At 56.3% G+C, this 16,547-nt stretch carries 15 protein-coding genes; 12 read left to right on the top strand and 3 right to left on the bottom strand.

The genetic code is table 11. The features are described 5' to 3' along the window. Positions 1-138: 138 nt before the first annotated feature. The 7 genes from YERSI8AC_RS17060 (at position 139) to YERSI8AC_RS17030 (ending at position 9,181) form a co-directional block, all read left to right on the top strand. On the top strand, positions 139-1,908 hold the full coding sequence (locus tag YERSI8AC_RS17060; RefSeq protein WP_022522450.1) for an SLC13 family permease: 1,770 nt from the start codon (positions 139-141) through the stop codon (positions 1,906-1,908). A 90-nt stretch (positions 1,909-1,998) separates the two neighbouring features. After that, a complete protein-coding gene (locus YERSI8AC_RS17055) occupies positions 1,999-2,664 on the top strand; it encodes an alpha/beta hydrolase (protein ID WP_159177167.1) in 666 nt (221 codons plus the stop codon). 40 nt (positions 2,665-2,704) lie between these two features. Then, positions 2,705-3,403: a hypothetical protein gene (locus YERSI8AC_RS17050; RefSeq protein WP_022522452.1), complete on the top strand. Its 699-nt coding sequence runs from the start codon at positions 2,705-2,707 to the stop codon at positions 3,401-3,403. Beyond that, positions 3,400-4,890, top strand: a complete 1,491-nt coding sequence (locus tag YERSI8AC_RS17045) for a complex I subunit 5 family protein (RefSeq protein WP_159177165.1) — start codon at positions 3,400-3,402, stop codon at positions 4,888-4,890. Before YERSI8AC_RS17050 ends, YERSI8AC_RS17045 begins: the two co-directional genes overlap by 4 nt. Beyond that, on the top strand, positions 4,887-6,392 hold the full coding sequence (locus YERSI8AC_RS17040; protein ID WP_159177164.1) for a complex I subunit 5 family protein: 1,506 nt from the start codon (positions 4,887-4,889) through the stop codon (positions 6,390-6,392). The genes YERSI8AC_RS17045 and YERSI8AC_RS17040 overlap by 4 nt, the downstream gene beginning before the upstream one ends. Then, positions 6,389-8,158, top strand: a complete 1,770-nt coding sequence (locus tag YERSI8AC_RS17035) for a complex I subunit 5 family protein (protein ID WP_159177162.1) — start codon at positions 6,389-6,391, stop codon at positions 8,156-8,158. The genes YERSI8AC_RS17040 and YERSI8AC_RS17035 overlap by 4 nt, the downstream gene beginning before the upstream one ends. Positions 8,159-8,197: 39 nt before the next feature. Then, the gene (locus YERSI8AC_RS17030) at positions 8,198-9,181 is read left to right on the top strand and encodes a YihY/virulence factor BrkB family protein (RefSeq protein WP_159177161.1); all 984 of its coding nucleotides are present in this window, start codon (positions 8,198-8,200) and stop codon (positions 9,179-9,181) included. A 74-nt stretch (positions 9,182-9,255) separates the two neighbouring features. Here the strand turns inward: YERSI8AC_RS17030 and YERSI8AC_RS17025 are convergent, their stop codons facing one another. Next, on the bottom strand, positions 9,256-10,665 hold the full coding sequence (locus YERSI8AC_RS17025) for a PhoH family protein (RefSeq protein ID WP_022522457.1): 1,410 nt from the start codon (positions 10,663-10,665) through the stop codon (positions 9,256-9,258). Positions 10,666-10,880: 215 nt separating this feature from the next. Further along, entirely contained in the window at positions 10,881-11,750 is an 870-nt protein-coding gene (locus tag YERSI8AC_RS17020) for a LysR family transcriptional regulator (protein WP_159177159.1), read from the bottom strand. A 115-nt stretch (positions 11,751-11,865) separates the two neighbouring features. Here YERSI8AC_RS17020 and YERSI8AC_RS17015 point away from each other — a divergent pair, with 115 nt between their 5' ends. Further along, positions 11,866-12,732 (top strand): cation diffusion facilitator family transporter, encoded by an 867-nt coding sequence (locus YERSI8AC_RS17015; protein ID WP_159177157.1) that lies wholly within the window; start codon positions 11,866-11,868, stop codon positions 12,730-12,732. Positions 12,733-12,833: 101 nt separating this feature from the next. Beyond that, positions 12,834-13,106, top strand: a complete 273-nt coding sequence (locus YERSI8AC_RS17010; RefSeq protein WP_022522459.1) for a hypothetical protein — start codon at positions 12,834-12,836, stop codon at positions 13,104-13,106. Positions 13,107-13,168: 62 nt separating this feature from the next. On the opposite strand, the gene YERSI8AC_RS17005 is transcribed toward YERSI8AC_RS17010, so the two are convergent. Next, on the bottom strand, positions 13,169-13,354 hold the full coding sequence (locus YERSI8AC_RS17005; RefSeq protein WP_022522460.1) for a DUF3008 family protein: 186 nt from the start codon (positions 13,352-13,354) through the stop codon (positions 13,169-13,171). 219 nt (positions 13,355-13,573) lie between these two features. Between YERSI8AC_RS17005 and ybaK the strand changes: the two genes are divergently transcribed. The 3 genes from ybaK (at position 13,574) to YERSI8AC_RS16990 (ending at position 16,483) form a co-directional block, all read left to right on the top strand. Further along, positions 13,574-14,041, top strand: coding sequence for a Cys-tRNA(Pro) deacylase (gene ybaK, locus YERSI8AC_RS17000; RefSeq protein ID WP_022522462.1), 468 nt, complete (start codon positions 13,574-13,576; stop codon positions 14,039-14,041). A 99-nt stretch (positions 14,042-14,140) separates the two neighbouring features. Further along, positions 14,141-15,574, top strand: a complete 1,434-nt coding sequence (dbpA, locus tag YERSI8AC_RS16995; protein WP_022522463.1) for an ATP-dependent RNA helicase DbpA — start codon at positions 14,141-14,143, stop codon at positions 15,572-15,574. Between the two features lie 33 nt (positions 15,575-15,607). Beyond that, positions 15,608-16,483: a PA4780 family RIO1-like protein kinase gene (locus YERSI8AC_RS16990; RefSeq protein WP_159177155.1), complete on the top strand. Its 876-nt coding sequence runs from the start codon at positions 15,608-15,610 to the stop codon at positions 16,481-16,483. Positions 16,484-16,547 lie beyond the last annotated feature (64 nt).

The following is a 16,547-nucleotide window of genomic DNA, read 5'->3' as shown; positions in this document are numbered from 1 at the left end:
TATAATTAGGGTAATCCTTATGCTTTCCTCACACCTCATATTCCATTTTGATCTTTAAATGTTTCTAAAAATAACTTTTTAGAATATGCGATTGGCTTCACAATACCGCCATGCTTATTTGTTAAGGATGTCGTGGTTATGTCGCTGGATGCTTGGATAGCGGTCGGGGTGGTGCTCACCATCTTCCCGTTGATGGCCTTTTCACGCCTGGGGCCGGACATTATCTTGTTGGGCGCGGTTATTGTGCTAATGACGCTGGGGGTGATTGATCCCCAGCAGGCGCTAGGGGGCTTCTCCAATAGCGGCCTGTTTACCGTGGCGTTTATGTATGTGCTGGTGGCCAGCATTCGTGAAACCGGCGGCATCGACCTGATCATTCGCTATGTGCTCAAACGGCCCAAGAGCGAGCGGGGCGCGCTGGTTCGCCTGTTGCTGCCGGTGGCTTCGCTTAGCGGCTTTGTCAATAATACCCCCGTCGTTGCTACCTATATTCCCGCGGTCCTGAGCTGGAGCCGTCGGCTACGCTTGTCTCCCCAGCGGTTGCTGATGCCGCTCAGCTTCGCATCTATCCTCGGCGGCACCATCACGCTCTTTGGTACCAGCACGAACTTGGTGGTGCACGGGCTATTGCTGGAGCGTTACCCAAAACTCGGTATGGGCCTGTTGGATTTGGCCTGGGTCGGTGTTCCCGTCGCCGTCGTAGGGCTTGGCTATCTTATTTTGCTCGGGCCGCGGTTGTTGCCTGCCAGGGAAGGGCTGGCCAATGCGTTTGCCAACCCACGCGAATTCACTATCGAAATGGAAGTCGACCCGTCAGGCGTGTTGGTGGATCGCACTGTCGAAGAGGCGGGACTACGCCACCTGCAGGAGTTGTTTCTGGTTGAGATTGAGCGCGCAGGCAACGTGGTTAGTGTTGTTGGGCCTGGCGAGCAGCTAAAAGGTGGCGATCGGCTGGTGTTTGCAGGTACCTCTGATGCGGCGGTGGAGTTGCAGCAAATTCGCGGCTTAATCCCTTCCCGTGATGGTACTTCCAGTTTGGAGAAAGAGTTTAAAGAGCGTCGATTGGTCGAAGCGGTGGTCTCAAATCAGTGCCAGTTTATTGGCCAGCGTATTCGCGATGGTCACTTTAGAACCCTTTATGGGGCAGCAGTGCTGGCGATCTGCCGTGGCGGTGAACGGGTTAAGGGTAATCTTGGCCAAGTGCGGCTGCAGCCTGCCGATGTGCTGCTGCTGGAGGCGCGGCCGCCTTTTATTGAGCGGCACCGCCAGTCGCGGGATTTTTTGCTGATTAGTGAGTTGAATGGCGCGGCGCGGCCGATCCATGAGAAAGCGCCGCTAGCGTGGGGAGTGCTGTTAGGCGCCGTGCTGCTCGCCGCCTTCGGGGTGCTGAGTATGCTCAACGCTGCCATGTTGGGGGCGGCATTGGCGCTACTCACGGGCTGCTGTTCGGTGGGCGCCGCCAAGCGTGGCTTGGATACCCAGGTGTTGCTCACCATTGCCGCGTCGTTTGGGGTGGGGGCCGCGCTGCAAAGCTCTGGTGCTGCCGAGGTAATGGCCGGCGGAGTGCTCACCTTAGTGGCCGGGAACCCTTTGCTACTGTTAGTAGGCACTTACTGCGTGGTGGCGCTACTCACCGAGCTGGTGACCAACAATGCAGCGGCAGTGATTATTTTTCCGGTGGTGATGAGCGCAGCCGAAAGCTTGGGCGCGAGCCCGATGCCCTATGTGGTGGCGGTAATGTTTGCCGCCTCAGCGAGCTTTCTAACCCCCATCGGCTACCAAACCAACCTGATGGTATATGGCCCGGGTGGTTACCGGGTGAGTGATTTTCTACGGTTGGGCGGTGGATTAAATATACTGACGGGTGCCATAGCGCTCGTTTTGATTCCCCTCGTGTGGCCCTTTTAAGCGTGGCGTGACCTTTTTAAGCATGCCATGGCTCGCTGTTAACGCGGGTTTGCGCTAGGGTGGCCCTTTTTGAATAAGGAATACGATGTCATGACTGCTCCTGGCGAACTGATTATTGAGCCGAAAGATGGTCAACCCGCCGATGCCTGTGTGTTTATTATTCACGGCTTAGGCGCGGATGGGCACGATTTTGAACCCTTGGTGCCCGCGTTAGCGCTGCCTAAAGATTCCCACGTACGCTTTATCATGCCCCATGCGCCACGGCTGCCGGTGACGATTAATGGCGGTATGGTGATGCCCGCTTGGTACGATATTTTGGCCATGGATTTGGGGCGTCGGGTCGATGAGATCCAGCTCAAGAAATCTGCTGAGCGAATCCAAGTGCTGATTCAAGAGCAGATCGACCAGGGCATCGATAGCCAACGTATTATTGTGGCGGGCTTTTCGCAGGGTGGTGCTGTTGCCTACCACGCCGCGCTGACTTTCCCAGCGCCGCTAGGGGGCTTATTGGCCATGTCGACCTACTTCGCGACCGCGGACAATATCGACCTGGCGGAAGCCAATCGTCAAATCCCTATAGAAGTGCAGCACGGTAACTTTGACCCCATTGTGCCTGAAAGCCTGGGTCGTAGCGGAGCCGACCGCTTGAAAGAGATGGGTTACGCGGTCAACTACCGTCAATACCCCATGGCCCATGCGCTCTGCCCCCAGCAGGTGAATGATATCGGCAAGTGGCTGAGTTCTCGCCTACACTAAGCGCCTATTCGTGACCGATGCAAGGATGTAGCGAAAACGAATGACAGCCTCCTTAGATGCAATAGAATCTTTTGACGCAATAGAAGTGCTGCTGGCGCTGTTCCTCACGGCATCAGCGCTAGTATGCCTGTTTGACCGCCACCTGGTGCGCGCCTGCTACTTTTTTGTGGCTTTTACGGCCGCAATGACTGCGGCCTGGTGGCAGCTCGGTGCCCCCTGGCTGGCGGCTGTCGAGCTGGTGCTAGGGGTAGGGTTAACCGGGCCCTGCTTTTTTTATGCCCTGGGCCATGTCTTACCCGGCGCTTCCTCACCTTTAGAGCGCGATAAATTCAGCGAGCCTTGGTCGCGGGTGGCGATGCGGGTGTTGTTGGCACTGGCTTGGTTTGTCATGGTCGGCGCCGCGATTCGCTATGTCGTCGCCGATATGGCGTATGCACCGTCAGAGCATCCGCTGCTTGTTGCTGGAGTAGTGATTGCCGCTACCGCCTTAGGGGCGTTTGCGCTACACCGTCATCTGCTGCGTCGGCTGCTGGCGTTTAATCTGCTCGGCTCGGCGGTATTTATACTACTGGCTGGCGTGGCAGGCACCTCGGCGACTGCTCAGGCGTTAATTAGTGTAGGGCTGCTAGTCGCCTGGCTGGGGTCAATGCTGGGTGCGCTGTTGATTCGGCAGCTTTTGCATATCGAAGGGGTCGAGGCTTTGGGGCGTGACGGTCGAACTGAAGAGGGCGCCACATGATTTGGCGCTTTGGCCTTTTCGATAGCACCTTTGAACCCCTTCTCCCTACCCACTGGGCGCTGTTAGTTGCGCTTGGCTTACCCCTGCTGCTGGGCATGCTGGCGGCACTATTCCCCCCTAAGCGGGCATGGCCCGTGGTGCTGGCGAGTGTTCCGGTGTTGGCTTCTGGGCTAATGCTGCTATCTGCTTACGATCAAGCGGGACTACTGCGCTGGCATTGGGACATAGCAGGCGTTCAGCTGTCGCTGCGCTTAAACGGGCTGAGCGTGCTGTTGCTATTAATGACTCAGGTGATTGGCGTTGCGACAGCGCTCTATACGCCAGGGTATCTGCGCTTAAGCGAAACCGGGCCGTTGGCACGCTGGCTGTGGCCGCTGATGGGCGTAGTGCTGAGTGCGCTTTCGTTAATTTGGTTGGCCACTGACCTGTTGACCCTCTATGCCGGGCTGGAGCTGATGGGCCTTGCGGCGGTCGGCATGCTGATGCTGTCGGGCAAGGTGGCTGCGCTAGTGGCGGGAATGCGCTATTTGCTCTTGGCCCTGATGGGCTCGTTAACCTACCTACTCGGCGTGGCGCTGATTTTGGGCCATTGGGGGCGGTTGGATTTGCAGGGCTTGGCTGAGGTCGTCGAGCCTGGGCCAGTGGCGTGGTTTGCCGCCGCATTGATAGGCGCCGGGCTGGCCTTGAAAGCCGCTCTGTTTCCACTGCATGCCTGGCTGACTCCTGTCCACGAGAATGCTTGGACACCGGTGAGCGCGCTGCATGCGGCGCTGGTGATCAAAGCGTCGCTGTTTATATTGCTGCAGCTGTGGAGCATTCTGCTCCCCGATACGTTCTACGCCCCGCGTGTTATCGCTTGGTTAGGCCTGCTGGCGATTGTATGGGGCGGGTTACTGGCGTGGCGTACCGATTCACTTAAAACCCTGGTCGCTTCTTCTACCGTAGGTCAGCTGGGTTACCTGATGGTGGCTTTTCCGCTACTACTGGGGCCGGATATTGCCCCGCTAACCCGCGCTTTGGCTTGGGAAGGGTTCTGGCTGCAGCTAATGGGCCATGCCTTTGCTAAAGCCGCCATGTTTATGGCCGCAGGCAACCTGATACTGGCCACCGGGGAGAGTACGCTCAAAGGCCTGGCCGGTACCAGCCGCCGCTTGCCGCTTTCGCTATTAGTGTTTGGTATTGCCTCCATTACTTTGATGGGGCTGCCGCCCAGCTCGGGGTTTACCGCCAAGTGGATGCTGCTACAGGCGATGGTGATATCCCAGCAGTGGTGGGCGGTGGCCGCGCTTTTAACCGGTACGCTACTCACTGCTGCCTATATATTTCGCATGTTTCGCTACTGCTTTGATGAGACGGCCCCACGGCATCGTTATCAACCCTTGGCGCCGGGCATGGATCTGATCGCACTAACGCTTGCTCTGATTGCGTTCGCTCTAGGGCTATTGGCGCATTTTCCGCTGGAATTGATGCATGGAGGTAGCCCATGAACGCCGCCTGGTTACCGCTAACGGCTCTGGCCACTTCGCTATTGGTGGTGGTGATTATCTTTGCGCTGCCGGAAGACGCCCGGCGGCTGCGCACGACGATTAACCTAGCGGCGGCAGTGGTTAAGATTATTCTGGTTACTCTTATGGTCAGGCGGGTCGCCGCGGGGCATGAGGATATTTTTAGCTTTCAAGTGATCGGTGGCGTTGATTTTGTACTGCGCAGCGATGCACTGGGGGTGATGTTTGCTGGACTATCGTCACTGTTGTGGCTATGCACCACCATCTACGCCATTGGCTACTTGGAAGGTTCAGCTAACCGGAAGCGCTTTTTTGGCTTTTTTAGCCTCTGCGTTGCGAGCACGATCGGCATTGCGCTGGCTGATAACCTGTTTACCTTCCTGATTTTCTACGAAATGTTGACGCTCTCCACCTACCCCTTGGTGGTTCACAACGGTACCCAGCAAGCACTCGATGCAGGGCGTGTCTATTTGCGCTACACCTTAAGCGCTGGAGTGGTACTGCTGCTTGGCACCGTGTTGCTATATAGCCTGACCGGGGATCAGTCATTCTCCTCAGAAGAGGGGTTGGGCGACTATTTAAACGATCATCGCGGTCTGCTAACGCTAATATTTGCCCTGCTAGTGGGTGGGTTGGCGGTAAAAACGGCCATGGTACCTCTGCATGGGTGGCTACCCAGGGCGATGGTCGCCCCCGCGCCGGTGAGTGCGCTGCTACACGCGGTAGCGGTGGTGAAGGCGGGGGCTTTCGGGATTCTGCGGGTAGTTTACGACCTGTTTGGCATTGAGCTGAGCGTGGAGCTTGGTGTTATTACCACGCTGGCGGTAGCTGCCTCATTTACGATTATTTATGGTTCATTAAGGGCCATTGCCCAAGAGGAGCTCAAGCCCCGCCTAGCGTTCTCCACCGTCAGTCAGGTCTCCTATGTCATTCTCGGTATAGGCCTGTTTGGCCCTTTCGGCACCGTCGGTGCTTTAGCGCACTTGCTGCATCAGGGCTTAATGAAGGTCACGCTATTCTTCTGTGCGGGCAACTATGCCGAAGAGCTGGGGATCCATCGTATTGATGAAATGGATGGCGCCGGTAAACGTATGCCGTTGACCAGCATCGCGTTTACTATCGGCGCGTTTGGCATGATTGGCCTTCCGCCCGTTGCGGGGTTTATTACCAAGTGGTACCTCGGCGTTGGCGCGATTCAGGCCGAGATGTACTGGGTCGTCGCCGTGCTAGTGGCGAGCAGTACCCTCAATGCCATGTACTTTTTGCCCATTGTGCACCGCTTATGGTTCCGTTCAGGGCCTGCCCATGGCAAAGGCAGTTGGCCCAAAGAGCAGCGTCTAGGCCGTTTTGAAACTCATAGTTGGCTGCTGTTACCGATGGTGTTTACCGCCTTGGTGAGTTTGGGGGCCGGGCTGTTTGCCGGGCTCCCCTTTAGCCCCTTGGATTGGGCGGCTCGGGTAGCCAACGGGGAGTATCTGCCATGATGACCATGCTGCTTGCCCTGGCGCTACTTTGGCCGCTGGTCGTCATCGGCTGGACGCTATGGAGCGCCTACCGCGCTCCGGCTGCTTATCAGAGCTATTTTTCAGCACTATGGCTAAGCGCCGCTTGGCCAGCGCTGCTGCTAGCCTATGGCGGTGAAGCGCAGTGGACGATGGATGCCTGGATGCTAGGCGGCGAATGGGCGCTTAACTCGCTAAGCCGCCCCTGGCTTGCGTTTACCGCGCTGCTCTGGGGGTTGGCAGCCATCCACGCGAGGGGCTATTTTGCGACGGAACAGGCGAAGGCCCTGGAGGGGGATCAGGATACTCAGCGACGCCTGTTGCGCTTAGCGCTGCTTTGGCCGCTGACACTGCTGGGCAACGTACTACTGATTATTGCCCAGGATATCGCCAGTTTTTATCTAGGCTTTGCGCTGATGACCTTCGCCGCCTACGCACTGGTAGTGCATAGCGGTACCGCAGAGGCGCGGCTGGGGGCCAAGGCCTATTTGATGTTAGCCGTGGTGGGTGAAGGGCTTATTATAGGCGGCTTTCTATGGGCAGCCGGTGAAGCTGACACATTAACGTTGCAAGGCCTGCGTGAAGGCATTTTAGTCGCAGAGCAAGGCGCATGGATGGCCGCCTTGTTGTGCTTGGGCTTTGGCGTGAAAGCAGGGGCTATTGGCTTACACGTATGGCTACCGTTAGCTCACCCGGTGGCACCGGCCCCTGCCAGCGCGGTGCTTAGCGGAGCGATGATTAAAGCAGGGCTGCTGGGCTGGATTAGTGTGCTGCCGTTAGGTGATGAGCAGATTTCAGCTTCCTTAGCCCAGTTTGGCAACATCATGTTAATGGCAGGGCTGGCGGCAGCGTTTGGCGCCGCGCTGTATGGCGTTTTTCAGCGTCATCCTAAAGCTGTTTTAGCCTACTCCAGTATCAGCCAGATGGGCATGATGACTGCTTTGGTGGCCATGGGATTAGTCGCGCCAGAGGTGTGGCCGTTGCTGTGGCCAGGCTTGGTGCTGTTTGCTGCCCACCACGCGCTGGCCAAAGGCTCACTGTTTATGGGCACCAGTATCAGTGAGCATCTACCCCGGTGGCCGCTGCCGTTGGTCTGGGGTTTGCTGGCACTGCCGGGTATCTCGCTGGCGGGTGCCATTGGGGCGGGCATGATCAGCAAGTGGGGGGTGAAGAGTCCACTCTACGAAATGCACCATGAATCGTTAATCAAACTGCTCAGCTGGGCGGCTGTTGGCACGGCGGCTCTGGTAAGCGTTGCTTTATGGCGTCAGTGGCAGCAGCGCCATAAAGGAGGCAGTAACCGAGAGCAGTGGGGCGCCTGGTTAGTTGCCATAGCGGCAGCGCTGTTCACGCCACTTTGGCTTCCCCTCCCTGCGGGCAGTATTGAGATGCCGCCGCTGAAAGAGTGGTTGGGGATTATGTGGCCATTCCCGGTGGGGGTACTTTTCGCCGGGGTGGGCTGGCTATTAACGCGCCCGCTTAAGGGTAAATCCCTCCCCGCGGGAGATCTATGGTGGCTCTATGCGGGGATTGTCGGCGCTGCATTGGTGCCGATACGTCGACTTGGGCACTGCTGCGCCGAGCTTAAAGCGACAAGCGTGGCAAGCGCACAAAAAACAGAAGAGGTGTTGATGGGCCATTTAACTCGCCTGTTGTCGACGGAGTCCTGGTTGCGTCACCATGTCAGTGGGTTGATGATGTTGCTTGCCGTACTACTTGTGGCACTAATGATGTGGGAAGGTCAGTAATGAGATGGTTGTGTGGACTGTGCTTGTCAGGAGCTTGCTATGGGTAAGCTCCCGCGCGGTCGCCGTGCGCAGGTACCCGGTGATATTCCCCAGCGGGGTTGGCAAGATATTACCTGGCGGGTAGTGCGCGCCGCTCGTCGTAACCGCATTACCATGTTGGCCGCCGGTGTGGCGTTCTACGCCTTGCTGGCACTGTTTCCCACTATCGCGGCGGTCATTTCTCTCTGGGGATTACTGTTTGACCCTTATGAAGCCGGTCAGCAGTTGTATGAAATCAGCCGCTTTATGCCGCCGGATGCTGCCAAGCTGATTGATCAGCAGGCTCAAAAGGTCGTGGAGAGTGCGGAATCGGGTAATTTCCTGGGTGCTTTAGCCGGGCTGCTGATTGCGATGTTTATCGCTTCCAAAGGGGTGGCGGTGCTGGTTATTGGCCTTAACGTGGTGTACGGCGAAACTGAAAAACGCAGCCTGTTACACCGTAGTACGGTATTGGTCGCGCTGACTTTTGGTTTGATTTTTATGACGCTGATCTCGCTAGCGTTTATTGCCATCGTACCGGTGCTGGTCAACTCCTTGGCGATTAATCCTCCGTTGGATCAAATCCTGCAATGGCTACGCTGGCCAGCGCTGTTGGTGGTAATGAGTATGCTAATTGCGCTGCTCTACCGTTACGCCCCTTATCGGCGCTCAGCTCAGTGGAGTTGGTTAAGCTATGGGACGCTGCTGGCGACGGTGATGTGGTTGTTGGGCTCCGGCGGACTTTCGCTCTATGTACGCTACTTTTCTATGTTTAGTGAGCTGTACGGTTCGTTGGGGGCGGTGGTGGCGCTCATGATCTGGTTCTGGCTTTCCGCCTTTGTGGTGCTGTTGGGTGCGGAGATCAACTGTGAGATGGAGCGCCAAACCTTCACCGACACCACCATTGGCGAGGCGCGTCCGTTAGGGGAGCGCGAGGCGTTTGCCGCGGACACCATTGGCGCCCCCCGGCCATGGAAGGACATTGAGGAGAGTAACGATACCTGAGGGTGTAGAAAAGCACCTCCCACCAGCGGTGGGAGGCAGTTGGTTTTAACAAAAGCAGATTTAAAGAAGAAAGCTTAAAGCAGTTCTTCCGCCGCCAGGGCCAAGCGCGAGCGTTCAACACTTTTCAGCGTAATATGCCCGGCATGGGGCCAATCACGGAAGCGCTCCACCACTGCGGCCATGCCGCAGGTGTTGGCGGTAAGGTAGGGGGTGTCAATCTGCCCGACATTGCCCAGGCAGACGATTTTGGTATTGCGCCCCGCCCGTGTTACTAGCGATTTAAGCTGTTTGGGGGTGAAGTTTTGCGCCTCATCAATGATTAAAAAGGTGTCGTTTAGGGTACGACCGCGCATAAAGCTCGGCGAGCGGATTTGTACCCGTGAACCAATCAACTGCCGCGTGGCGCCGTTATCCCAACTGGTTTCTCCCTCCTCGTTGCGCAGCAGGTTATCCATATTGTCGTGGAAGGCACCCATCCACGGTGACATCTTCTCCTCCTCGGTGCCGGGTAGAAAACCAATGTCTTCCCCCATGGGGATTGGCGCTCGGGTAAACACAATACGCTCAAACAGCTTGGCATCCAGGGTTTGCTGAAAGGCGGCGGCCAGGGTCATAAAAGTTTTACCCGTACCGGCATTACCCGCAATGGTAACCAGATCAATATCGGGATCCATGAGTAGATTTAATGTGAAGTTTTGCCGGCTGTCGTGGGCGTGAACGCCCCAAACGCCCGCGTGGTGGCGATAGTTCGTCAGCAATTGCAGGCGCGCCGAAGAGGGCCCCAGTTCACGAACGATTGCTTCGAACTCCGCCCCGTTTTCGCTATCCGAGACCAGCATGCCCACGTGCCAGTGGCGGGGCATAGTGCCGGTGAGTTGGTAGAAAGTGTGGTGATCGAGTCGTTCCACTGTGACATCAACATTCAACGCTTCCCACAGTGAAGCGCCATGCTGGCCAGCGGAGGCGTAGACCTGGGCGCCCTCAATCATGGCGTCGCTGTCGGAGAAGGCGCGATCGTTGAGGTAATCCTCAACGGGCACTTTCAGCGCGGCGGCTTTAACGCGGAGGTTGATATCTTTGGTAATCAGGATGACCGAGGCGTCGGGGCGTTCTTCGCGAAGGCGGCAGGTCTCTGCCAGTATGCGGTTATCGGGGCTATCGTCGAGGGCGTCAAAGAGCTTTAAATCGTTGTAGCATAAAAAGTGCAGGCGTCCTGTGTCGCCGCTGATACGGGGAATCGGGATACCGCGTTGGATCTCATCAAAGGTGACTTGGCTGGTAAGGTCGGAGAGCGTACGGCTGATTTGGCGAGCCGTGCGGGCAATTTCACGTACACCATTTTTGTGCTTATCAAGTTCCTCCAGGACGGTCATGGGGATAACAACGTCGTGCTCATCGAAGTGGTAGAGCGCGGTGGGGTCATGAATGAGGACATTGGTGTCCAACACATACAGCCGAGTGGCTTTCTTATCGAGTCGTACCATCGTTGGAATCACTCCTTGGTTGACGGCAACATCGACACTGGCAGGTGCGTATTACGCCCAGATGACACTTGCCAGTGTTCCTCACGTGGCGTGTCCTGGCGGCTCCTTATTTAGCTCTTTGTAATAGCGTGGAAGGCTTTGGTGTTTTTTTCCATAAAAAGATTTCAACGATATGTCAGCAAGTCCTGAGTGTTAGCCTGGTATTCGCCCAGGGCTCAGTTCTGGGAAGCTAAGAAGTGCGCCACTTTGTTTAACAAGGCGGTGGCCACCACGCCGCGGTTATCGCTCTCCACATAGCGGTAATAGTGGCTGTCTAGCACTAGATCGTGATTTAGCGTGCAGAGCGTGCCTGCCTCTAGGGCGCCTTTAACCAGCGGGTAAGGCAGCAGCGCCCAGCCGGTCGCGTTGATGACGGCATCGCGGATCACCTCAAACATGGTTAAACCCAGATAATTACCTGAAAACAGCGCCTCGCTGATCAGCTTGTCATCCTGTACGTAGGTCAAACACACTTGGGTGTACTGGGCCAAGTCGTCGCGGTTAACGCTAGGGAGGCGACTTAAAGGGTGATGGGGCGCTGCCACTAAACGCATGCTGACGGGAGCAAGGTTGGCCGCGTTGGTATCAATGCCTTCAGCGGTATACAGACCGAAGGCAATATCCACCGTTTGGCGCTGCACAAACTGGGTGTGTTCCTGGGGTGGCACTAGGTACACTGAAATCGCGGTTAGCGGAAACTGCTGTTTTAAATCATGCATTACCTGACGCCAAAACACCTCGGGCAGGGCGTCATCACGGGCGATGCCGAGTTGGCTTTCAACGCCCTGCAAATGCTGGTGGCAGTGTTTTTTGATTCGGCTTGCGCTGGTCAGCAGGCGGTAGCAGTCAGGAAGCACGCTATCGCCCACGGCGGTGAGCGTTAGGCTATTGCCCGAACGCTCAAATAGCGTCACGCCCAGGCTATCCTCAAGCGCATTGACGGCGGCACTCAGTGTGCTCCGTTTAAGGCCGGTATGTCTTGCTGCTGCGGCAAAGGAGCCATGCTCGGTGACATCAATAAAGGCCTGTACCTGTTCTGCACGCATAGTCGCCTCGTTTAGCGCTTTGAGCGCCAGTTAACTTGGCGCTGAGCGATTCGTGATTGTCATAACTCTTCTCTATTATGGCGCATAATTCGCTTAAAGTGATGGAGTTATCCGCGTGACCCCCTTTGTTGCCGAGCGCCGTGCGCTAAGATTTTCAGCCATTTCAGCCAGCCTATTTGCGTTTGCCGGGCTTACGCTAGGGCTGTCCAGCGGTTCTATAACGATTCTTTTTGACAGCGGCTACTCGCTGCTGAGCCTTGTGCTGGCATCGTTGTCTCTGTTTGCACTTCAGCAGGCGCGTAAACCTGCGGATGAACACTACCCCTTTGGGCGGCTGACGGTAGAGCCGCTTGCAGTGCTGCTCAAAGGCGTAGTGATCGCGATAGTGTGTATCGTGTCATTGGTCTCCGCGCTATGGAGCCTGCTCGATGGTGGGCGGTTGGTCACGCTGGATTTGGCGCTGATGTTTGGTGTGGTCAACGTCACGGGTTGTTTATTAACTTGGTGGTGGCTGGCGCGCTACGCCGGTGTAGCGCGCTCTTCGCTGTTGACCGCCGAGCTACGACAGTGGCAGATGGATACCTGGCTAAGTGCCGCTGTCATGTTGGGGTTTGGGCTTACCTGGGTGTTAACCCAGTCGCCATGGGCCAGCTACGCGCGCTTTGCCGACCCGGTGATGGTGCTGATCATTGCAGGCTACTTCTTGCCCATGCCGGTTCGCATGGTGAAGGGAGCACTGCGTGAGCTGATGTTTGGCGGTTCATGCAGCAGCGTGCGACGCGATGTGGTGGAGGATATAGCTGACTTTGATGTCTCTGCCGACGATGTGCGCCTGGCCCAGGTGGGCAGCTTTTTAATGGTCGATATCCAGCTCGACAAGCAGCAGTTCGACGACGCTCAAGAGATAGTGGAGAGTGTAGAGAAGCGCTGTAAACGGCTAAACCTGCGCCCTATTACCAGTCTTACCTTAGTCGCTGGCTGAGAAGGGTGAAAAAAGATTGACGTTCTGTTACAGGCAGTGCTATTTAGCGCTACCGACAATAGGTGTCGGCTTAATAGTGCTACGTTGAGGGTTGTAAAAACATGCCACTGCGCCGCTGTTTACCCGTACTGCTACTGACCGCACTGGTCGCTGGCTGTGCAAGCTCTACCATTGCGCCAAGTTATACTACCGACAATCCTGACGTTATGCGGATTGGCGGTGAGCGCCCGGCTAACCGCGATGCGAGCGTTGAAAGCGCCGGATCGTTCTGCCTGGAAACCGCCGAACGTTGGAATGAGCATGGCCGTACGCCGGATGGCCAAACGTTATGGGCAAAAGACACCCTGCGTAAAGTGGTGCCTTGCAAGCAGTAGTCGTTAGTAAAACCAAAACCGCCAGCTTCGCTAAGCTGGCGGTTTTATATCAAAGAGGATAGTTAATCCTGTTTCTTTTCCGGTTTGCCTTTGCGCTGTGTACTCGCGAAATCTTCTAGCTCCTCCTCGCTCATGGAGTCATACATCTCTTTAGACGAACCATAAAGTTCACTGGGCTTGGTTTCTCCGCGCTTAGCGGATAGTGCCGCGCCCGCCGCTTTCTGTTGCGCCTTGGAGGTTGCTGGCATTGTTGAACTCCTTTCATTTAGCTTCCGTTTACCTACTGCACTATTGAGCATTGCATCTTTAAGCATAGTAGCTGGCGCTCAGCTTTCCATTTATAGCGTGCTAACATTCATGCTCAGCCACCGGTTGACTTCCATTTGCCTGTCGCGCTATTAACCTATCGGGCGAAGTGTGCCATTCAGTAAAGTCATCGTATCAACGCTATTAATGAAGAGAACGCCATGACACCGGCTATCAATAGTGCAAAACACGCAGGCATTGCCTTTCAAATCCATGAGTACGATCACGACGCCACCGCGCACTCCTATGGATTGGAGGCGGCGGAAAAACTGGGCGTCGCGGTGGAGCAGGTTTTTAAAACCTTAGTGGTCAAGCTGGATGGCAAACAGCTGGCGGTAGGCATTGTGCCGGTGAATGGCCAACTAGGGTTAAAGCAGATCGCTAAAGCCGCCGGCGCAAAGAAAGCGACCATGGCGGAACCGTCGGAAGTAGAGCGCACAACCGGTTATGTGCTGGGCGGTGTTAGCCCGCTGGGTCAGAAAAAGCGCTTGGCCACTTTTATTGATCACTCTGCCGAAAGCTTTGCCAGTATCTATGTAAGCGCCGGGCGTCGTGGACTTGAAATCGAGCTGGCCCCGGGGGATTTAGCCACGCTGAGTCAGGCTACCTTTGTGCCCCTGGCAACCTGATGTCACTGTGATGGCGGCGCAGCCCCGAGCACTTTCTGGTATGGTGCGGTAATATTTGCGCGTGTCGTTTGTCTTTTAGGCTGCGTGCGCTGTTTTCCGATGGCCATCTACCTGTGGCCCAAGCAAGGTAATATCGTGTCTGACTCCTCTTTCTCCTCGTTAGCGTTGCCAAAAGCTCTGCTGAGCAACCTTGCGTCCCTTGGCTATCACGAAATGTCGCCGGTGCAGGCGGAAAGCCTGCCGCCGATGCTGGCCGGGCGCGATGTGCTGGCGCAGGCGAAAACTGGCTCAGGCAAAACGGCGGCGTTTGGTTTGGCACTGCTGGCTAAATTGAAAGTAGACAGCTTTGCGGTGCAAGGCCTGGTGCTGTGCCCCACCCGGGAGCTCGCTGACCAGGTGGCTGAAGAGCTGCGCCGTTTAGCCCGCGGCATGGCCAATGTAAAAATACTGACTCTCTGCGGCGGTGCACCCTTTGGCCCGCAGCTCGGCTCTTTAGAGCACGGCGCGCACATTGTCGTAGGCACACCAGGGCGTATTGACGAGCACTTGCGCAAAGGCTCGCTCACTCTGGAATCCCTCGCGATGCTGGTGTTAGATGAAGCGGATCGCATGCTGGATATGGGCTTCCAGGCAACCATTGATGACATCATTGCCGAGACCCCAACTGACCGTCAAACGCTGCTGTTCAGCGCGACCTTCCCTGACGAGCAGACATCGGGCGGTCTAACCGAGATGACCCGTGGCGTCATGCGTGAACCGGTGATGGTGAAAATCGCCGAGGTGCACGACGCCACGACGATTCAACAGCACTTTTACAGTGTCGCCAATGAAGAGGCGCGATTTGACGCCCTGCGCCAACTGCTGCTGGTCTATCGGCCCGCGACCAGCGTGGTATTCTGCAACACTAAACGCGAAACCCAGGCAGTGGCTGAGCAACTGACCGATGCTGGTTTTAGCGCCGTGGCGCTCAATGGCGATTTAGAGCAGAAGGATCGTGATCGCATTCTGATTCTGTTCTCTAACCAGAGCGCGTCTATTCTGGTGGCCACGGACGTTGCCGCCCGCGGCCTTGATATTGCCCAGCTGGACGCCGTGTTTAACTACCAAATTGCCCGCGAGCTTGATGTTCACGTGCACCGGGTAGGTCGCACCGGTCGTGCCGGGGCCAGTGGCATTGCCTGTACGCTGGTAACCCCTAAAGAGAGTTACCGGCTGGAGCGACTGGAAGGGTTGCTGGAGCAGGCGATTAAAACTGAGCCCTTGCCTAAACCGAAGCACTCGGTGCCGTTCGAGCCGCTAATGGCGACATTGCAGTTAGCCGGTGGCAAAAAAGACAAGCTGCGCCCCGGCGATATTCTTGGCGCACTGACCAGTGAAGGCGGCTTGCGCGGCGATCAAGTGGGTAAAATTAAAGTGCTCGCCCGCAGCGCCTATGTGGCCGTTGAGCGCGATGTGATTCAGCAGGCTCAGGCCAAACTCGAGCGTGATAAATTAAAAGGGCGGGCTTTCCGTGTTCGCCGTATCCGTTATTGAACGCGTACCAAAGAGGAGCCGACGCAGCTAACCATGAAAATCCCTAAGCGATTACAACCCCTGGTCGATGATGGAATGATCGACGAGGTGTTGGTGCAGTTAATGAGTGGCAAGGAAGCGCAGGTCTACGTGGTGCGCTGCGGTGAAGAAGTGCGCTGTGCCAAGGTATTTAAGGAGGCCAAACAGCGTAGCTTTAAACAGGCCGTTCAATATCAAGAGGGGCGTAAAGAGCGCAATAGTCGCCGTTCACGGGCGATGGCCAAAAAAACCCGTTACGGCCAGAAAGAGCAGGAGCAGGCGTGGCTGAATGCCGAAGTCGACGCGCTCTACCGTCTTGCCTCGGCGGGTGTGCGGGTACCTGAGCCTCATGGCTTTGTGGACGGCGTACTGTTGATGGAGATGATCAGCGATGCCGAAGGTAACGTCGCGCCTCGCTTGGACGAAGTCACGCTTACCCCAGAGCAGGCCGAGACCTACTACGCCAAGGTTATTCAAGACGTGGTTAAGATGCTGTGCGCGGGCCTGATTCACGGCGATTTGTCGGAATTTAACGTGCTGGTCGATGCCTCTGGCCCGGTGATTATCGATCTGCCCCAGGCCGTTGACGCTGCCGGTAATAACAGCGCGGCCGCGATGCTGTATCGCGATGTGGATAACATGCGCAACTACTTCGGCCAGTTCGCTCCCGCGCTTTTGAGCACCGAATATGGCAGAGAGATGTGGGCGCTGTATGAAACCGGTGAACTACATCCGGATAGCAAGCTCACCGGCCACTTCGATGCCGACACCCATATCGCTAACGTCGATGAGTTGATGGAAGTTATTGACGATGCCAAAGAGGAAGAGGCGGAACGCCAAGCGCGTATGCGCGATGATGACGACGACGGCGAGATTCCGCAGCCTTATTGAACAGCCTCAATAAATCAGGCTCCTCTCGTTTGATAGCAAAGTGAGGAGCCTGGTTCGAGCTTTT

It is taken from the genome of Halomonas sp. 113, assembly GCF_904067645.1.
Classification (GTDB): Bacteria; Pseudomonadota; Gammaproteobacteria; order Pseudomonadales; family Halomonadaceae; genus Vreelandella; species Vreelandella titanicae.
The sequence above is the reverse complement of the archived record's forward strand: the minus strand, read 5'-3'. Positions and strand labels throughout refer to the sequence as shown.

Coding starts and splice junctions, on each gene's coding strand:
- YERSI8AC_RS17060 (WP_022522450.1), top strand. CDS start 139: ATGTCGCTGGATGCTTGGATAGCGGTCGGGGTGGTGCTCACCATCTTC.
- YERSI8AC_RS17055 (WP_159177167.1), top strand. CDS start 1,999: ATGACTGCTCCTGGCGAACTGATTATTGAGCCGAAAGATGGTCAACCC.
- YERSI8AC_RS17050 (WP_022522452.1), top strand. CDS start 2,705: ATGACAGCCTCCTTAGATGCAATAGAATCTTTTGACGCAATAGAAGTG.
- YERSI8AC_RS17045 (WP_159177165.1), top strand. CDS start 3,400: ATGATTTGGCGCTTTGGCCTTTTCGATAGCACCTTTGAACCCCTTCTC.
- YERSI8AC_RS17040 (WP_159177164.1), top strand. CDS start 4,887: ATGAACGCCGCCTGGTTACCGCTAACGGCTCTGGCCACTTCGCTATTG.
- YERSI8AC_RS17035 (WP_159177162.1), top strand. CDS start 6,389: ATGATGACCATGCTGCTTGCCCTGGCGCTACTTTGGCCGCTGGTCGTC.
- YERSI8AC_RS17030 (WP_159177161.1), top strand. CDS start 8,198: ATGGGTAAGCTCCCGCGCGGTCGCCGTGCGCAGGTACCCGGTGATATT.
- YERSI8AC_RS17025 (WP_022522457.1), bottom strand. CDS start 10,665: ATGGTACGACTCGATAAGAAAGCCACTCGGCTGTATGTGTTGGACACC.
- YERSI8AC_RS17020 (WP_159177159.1), bottom strand. CDS start 11,750: ATGCGTGCAGAACAGGTACAGGCCTTTATTGATGTCACCGAGCATGGC.
- YERSI8AC_RS17010 (WP_022522459.1), top strand. CDS start 12,834: ATGCCACTGCGCCGCTGTTTACCCGTACTGCTACTGACCGCACTGGTC.
- YERSI8AC_RS17005 (WP_022522460.1), bottom strand. CDS start 13,354: ATGCCAGCAACCTCCAAGGCGCAACAGAAAGCGGCGGGCGCGGCACTA.
- ybaK (WP_022522462.1), top strand. CDS start 13,574: ATGACACCGGCTATCAATAGTGCAAAACACGCAGGCATTGCCTTTCAA.
- dbpA (WP_022522463.1), top strand. CDS start 14,141: ATGGCCATCTACCTGTGGCCCAAGCAAGGTAATATCGTGTCTGACTCC.
- YERSI8AC_RS16990 (WP_159177155.1), top strand. CDS start 15,608: ATGAAAATCCCTAAGCGATTACAACCCCTGGTCGATGATGGAATGATC.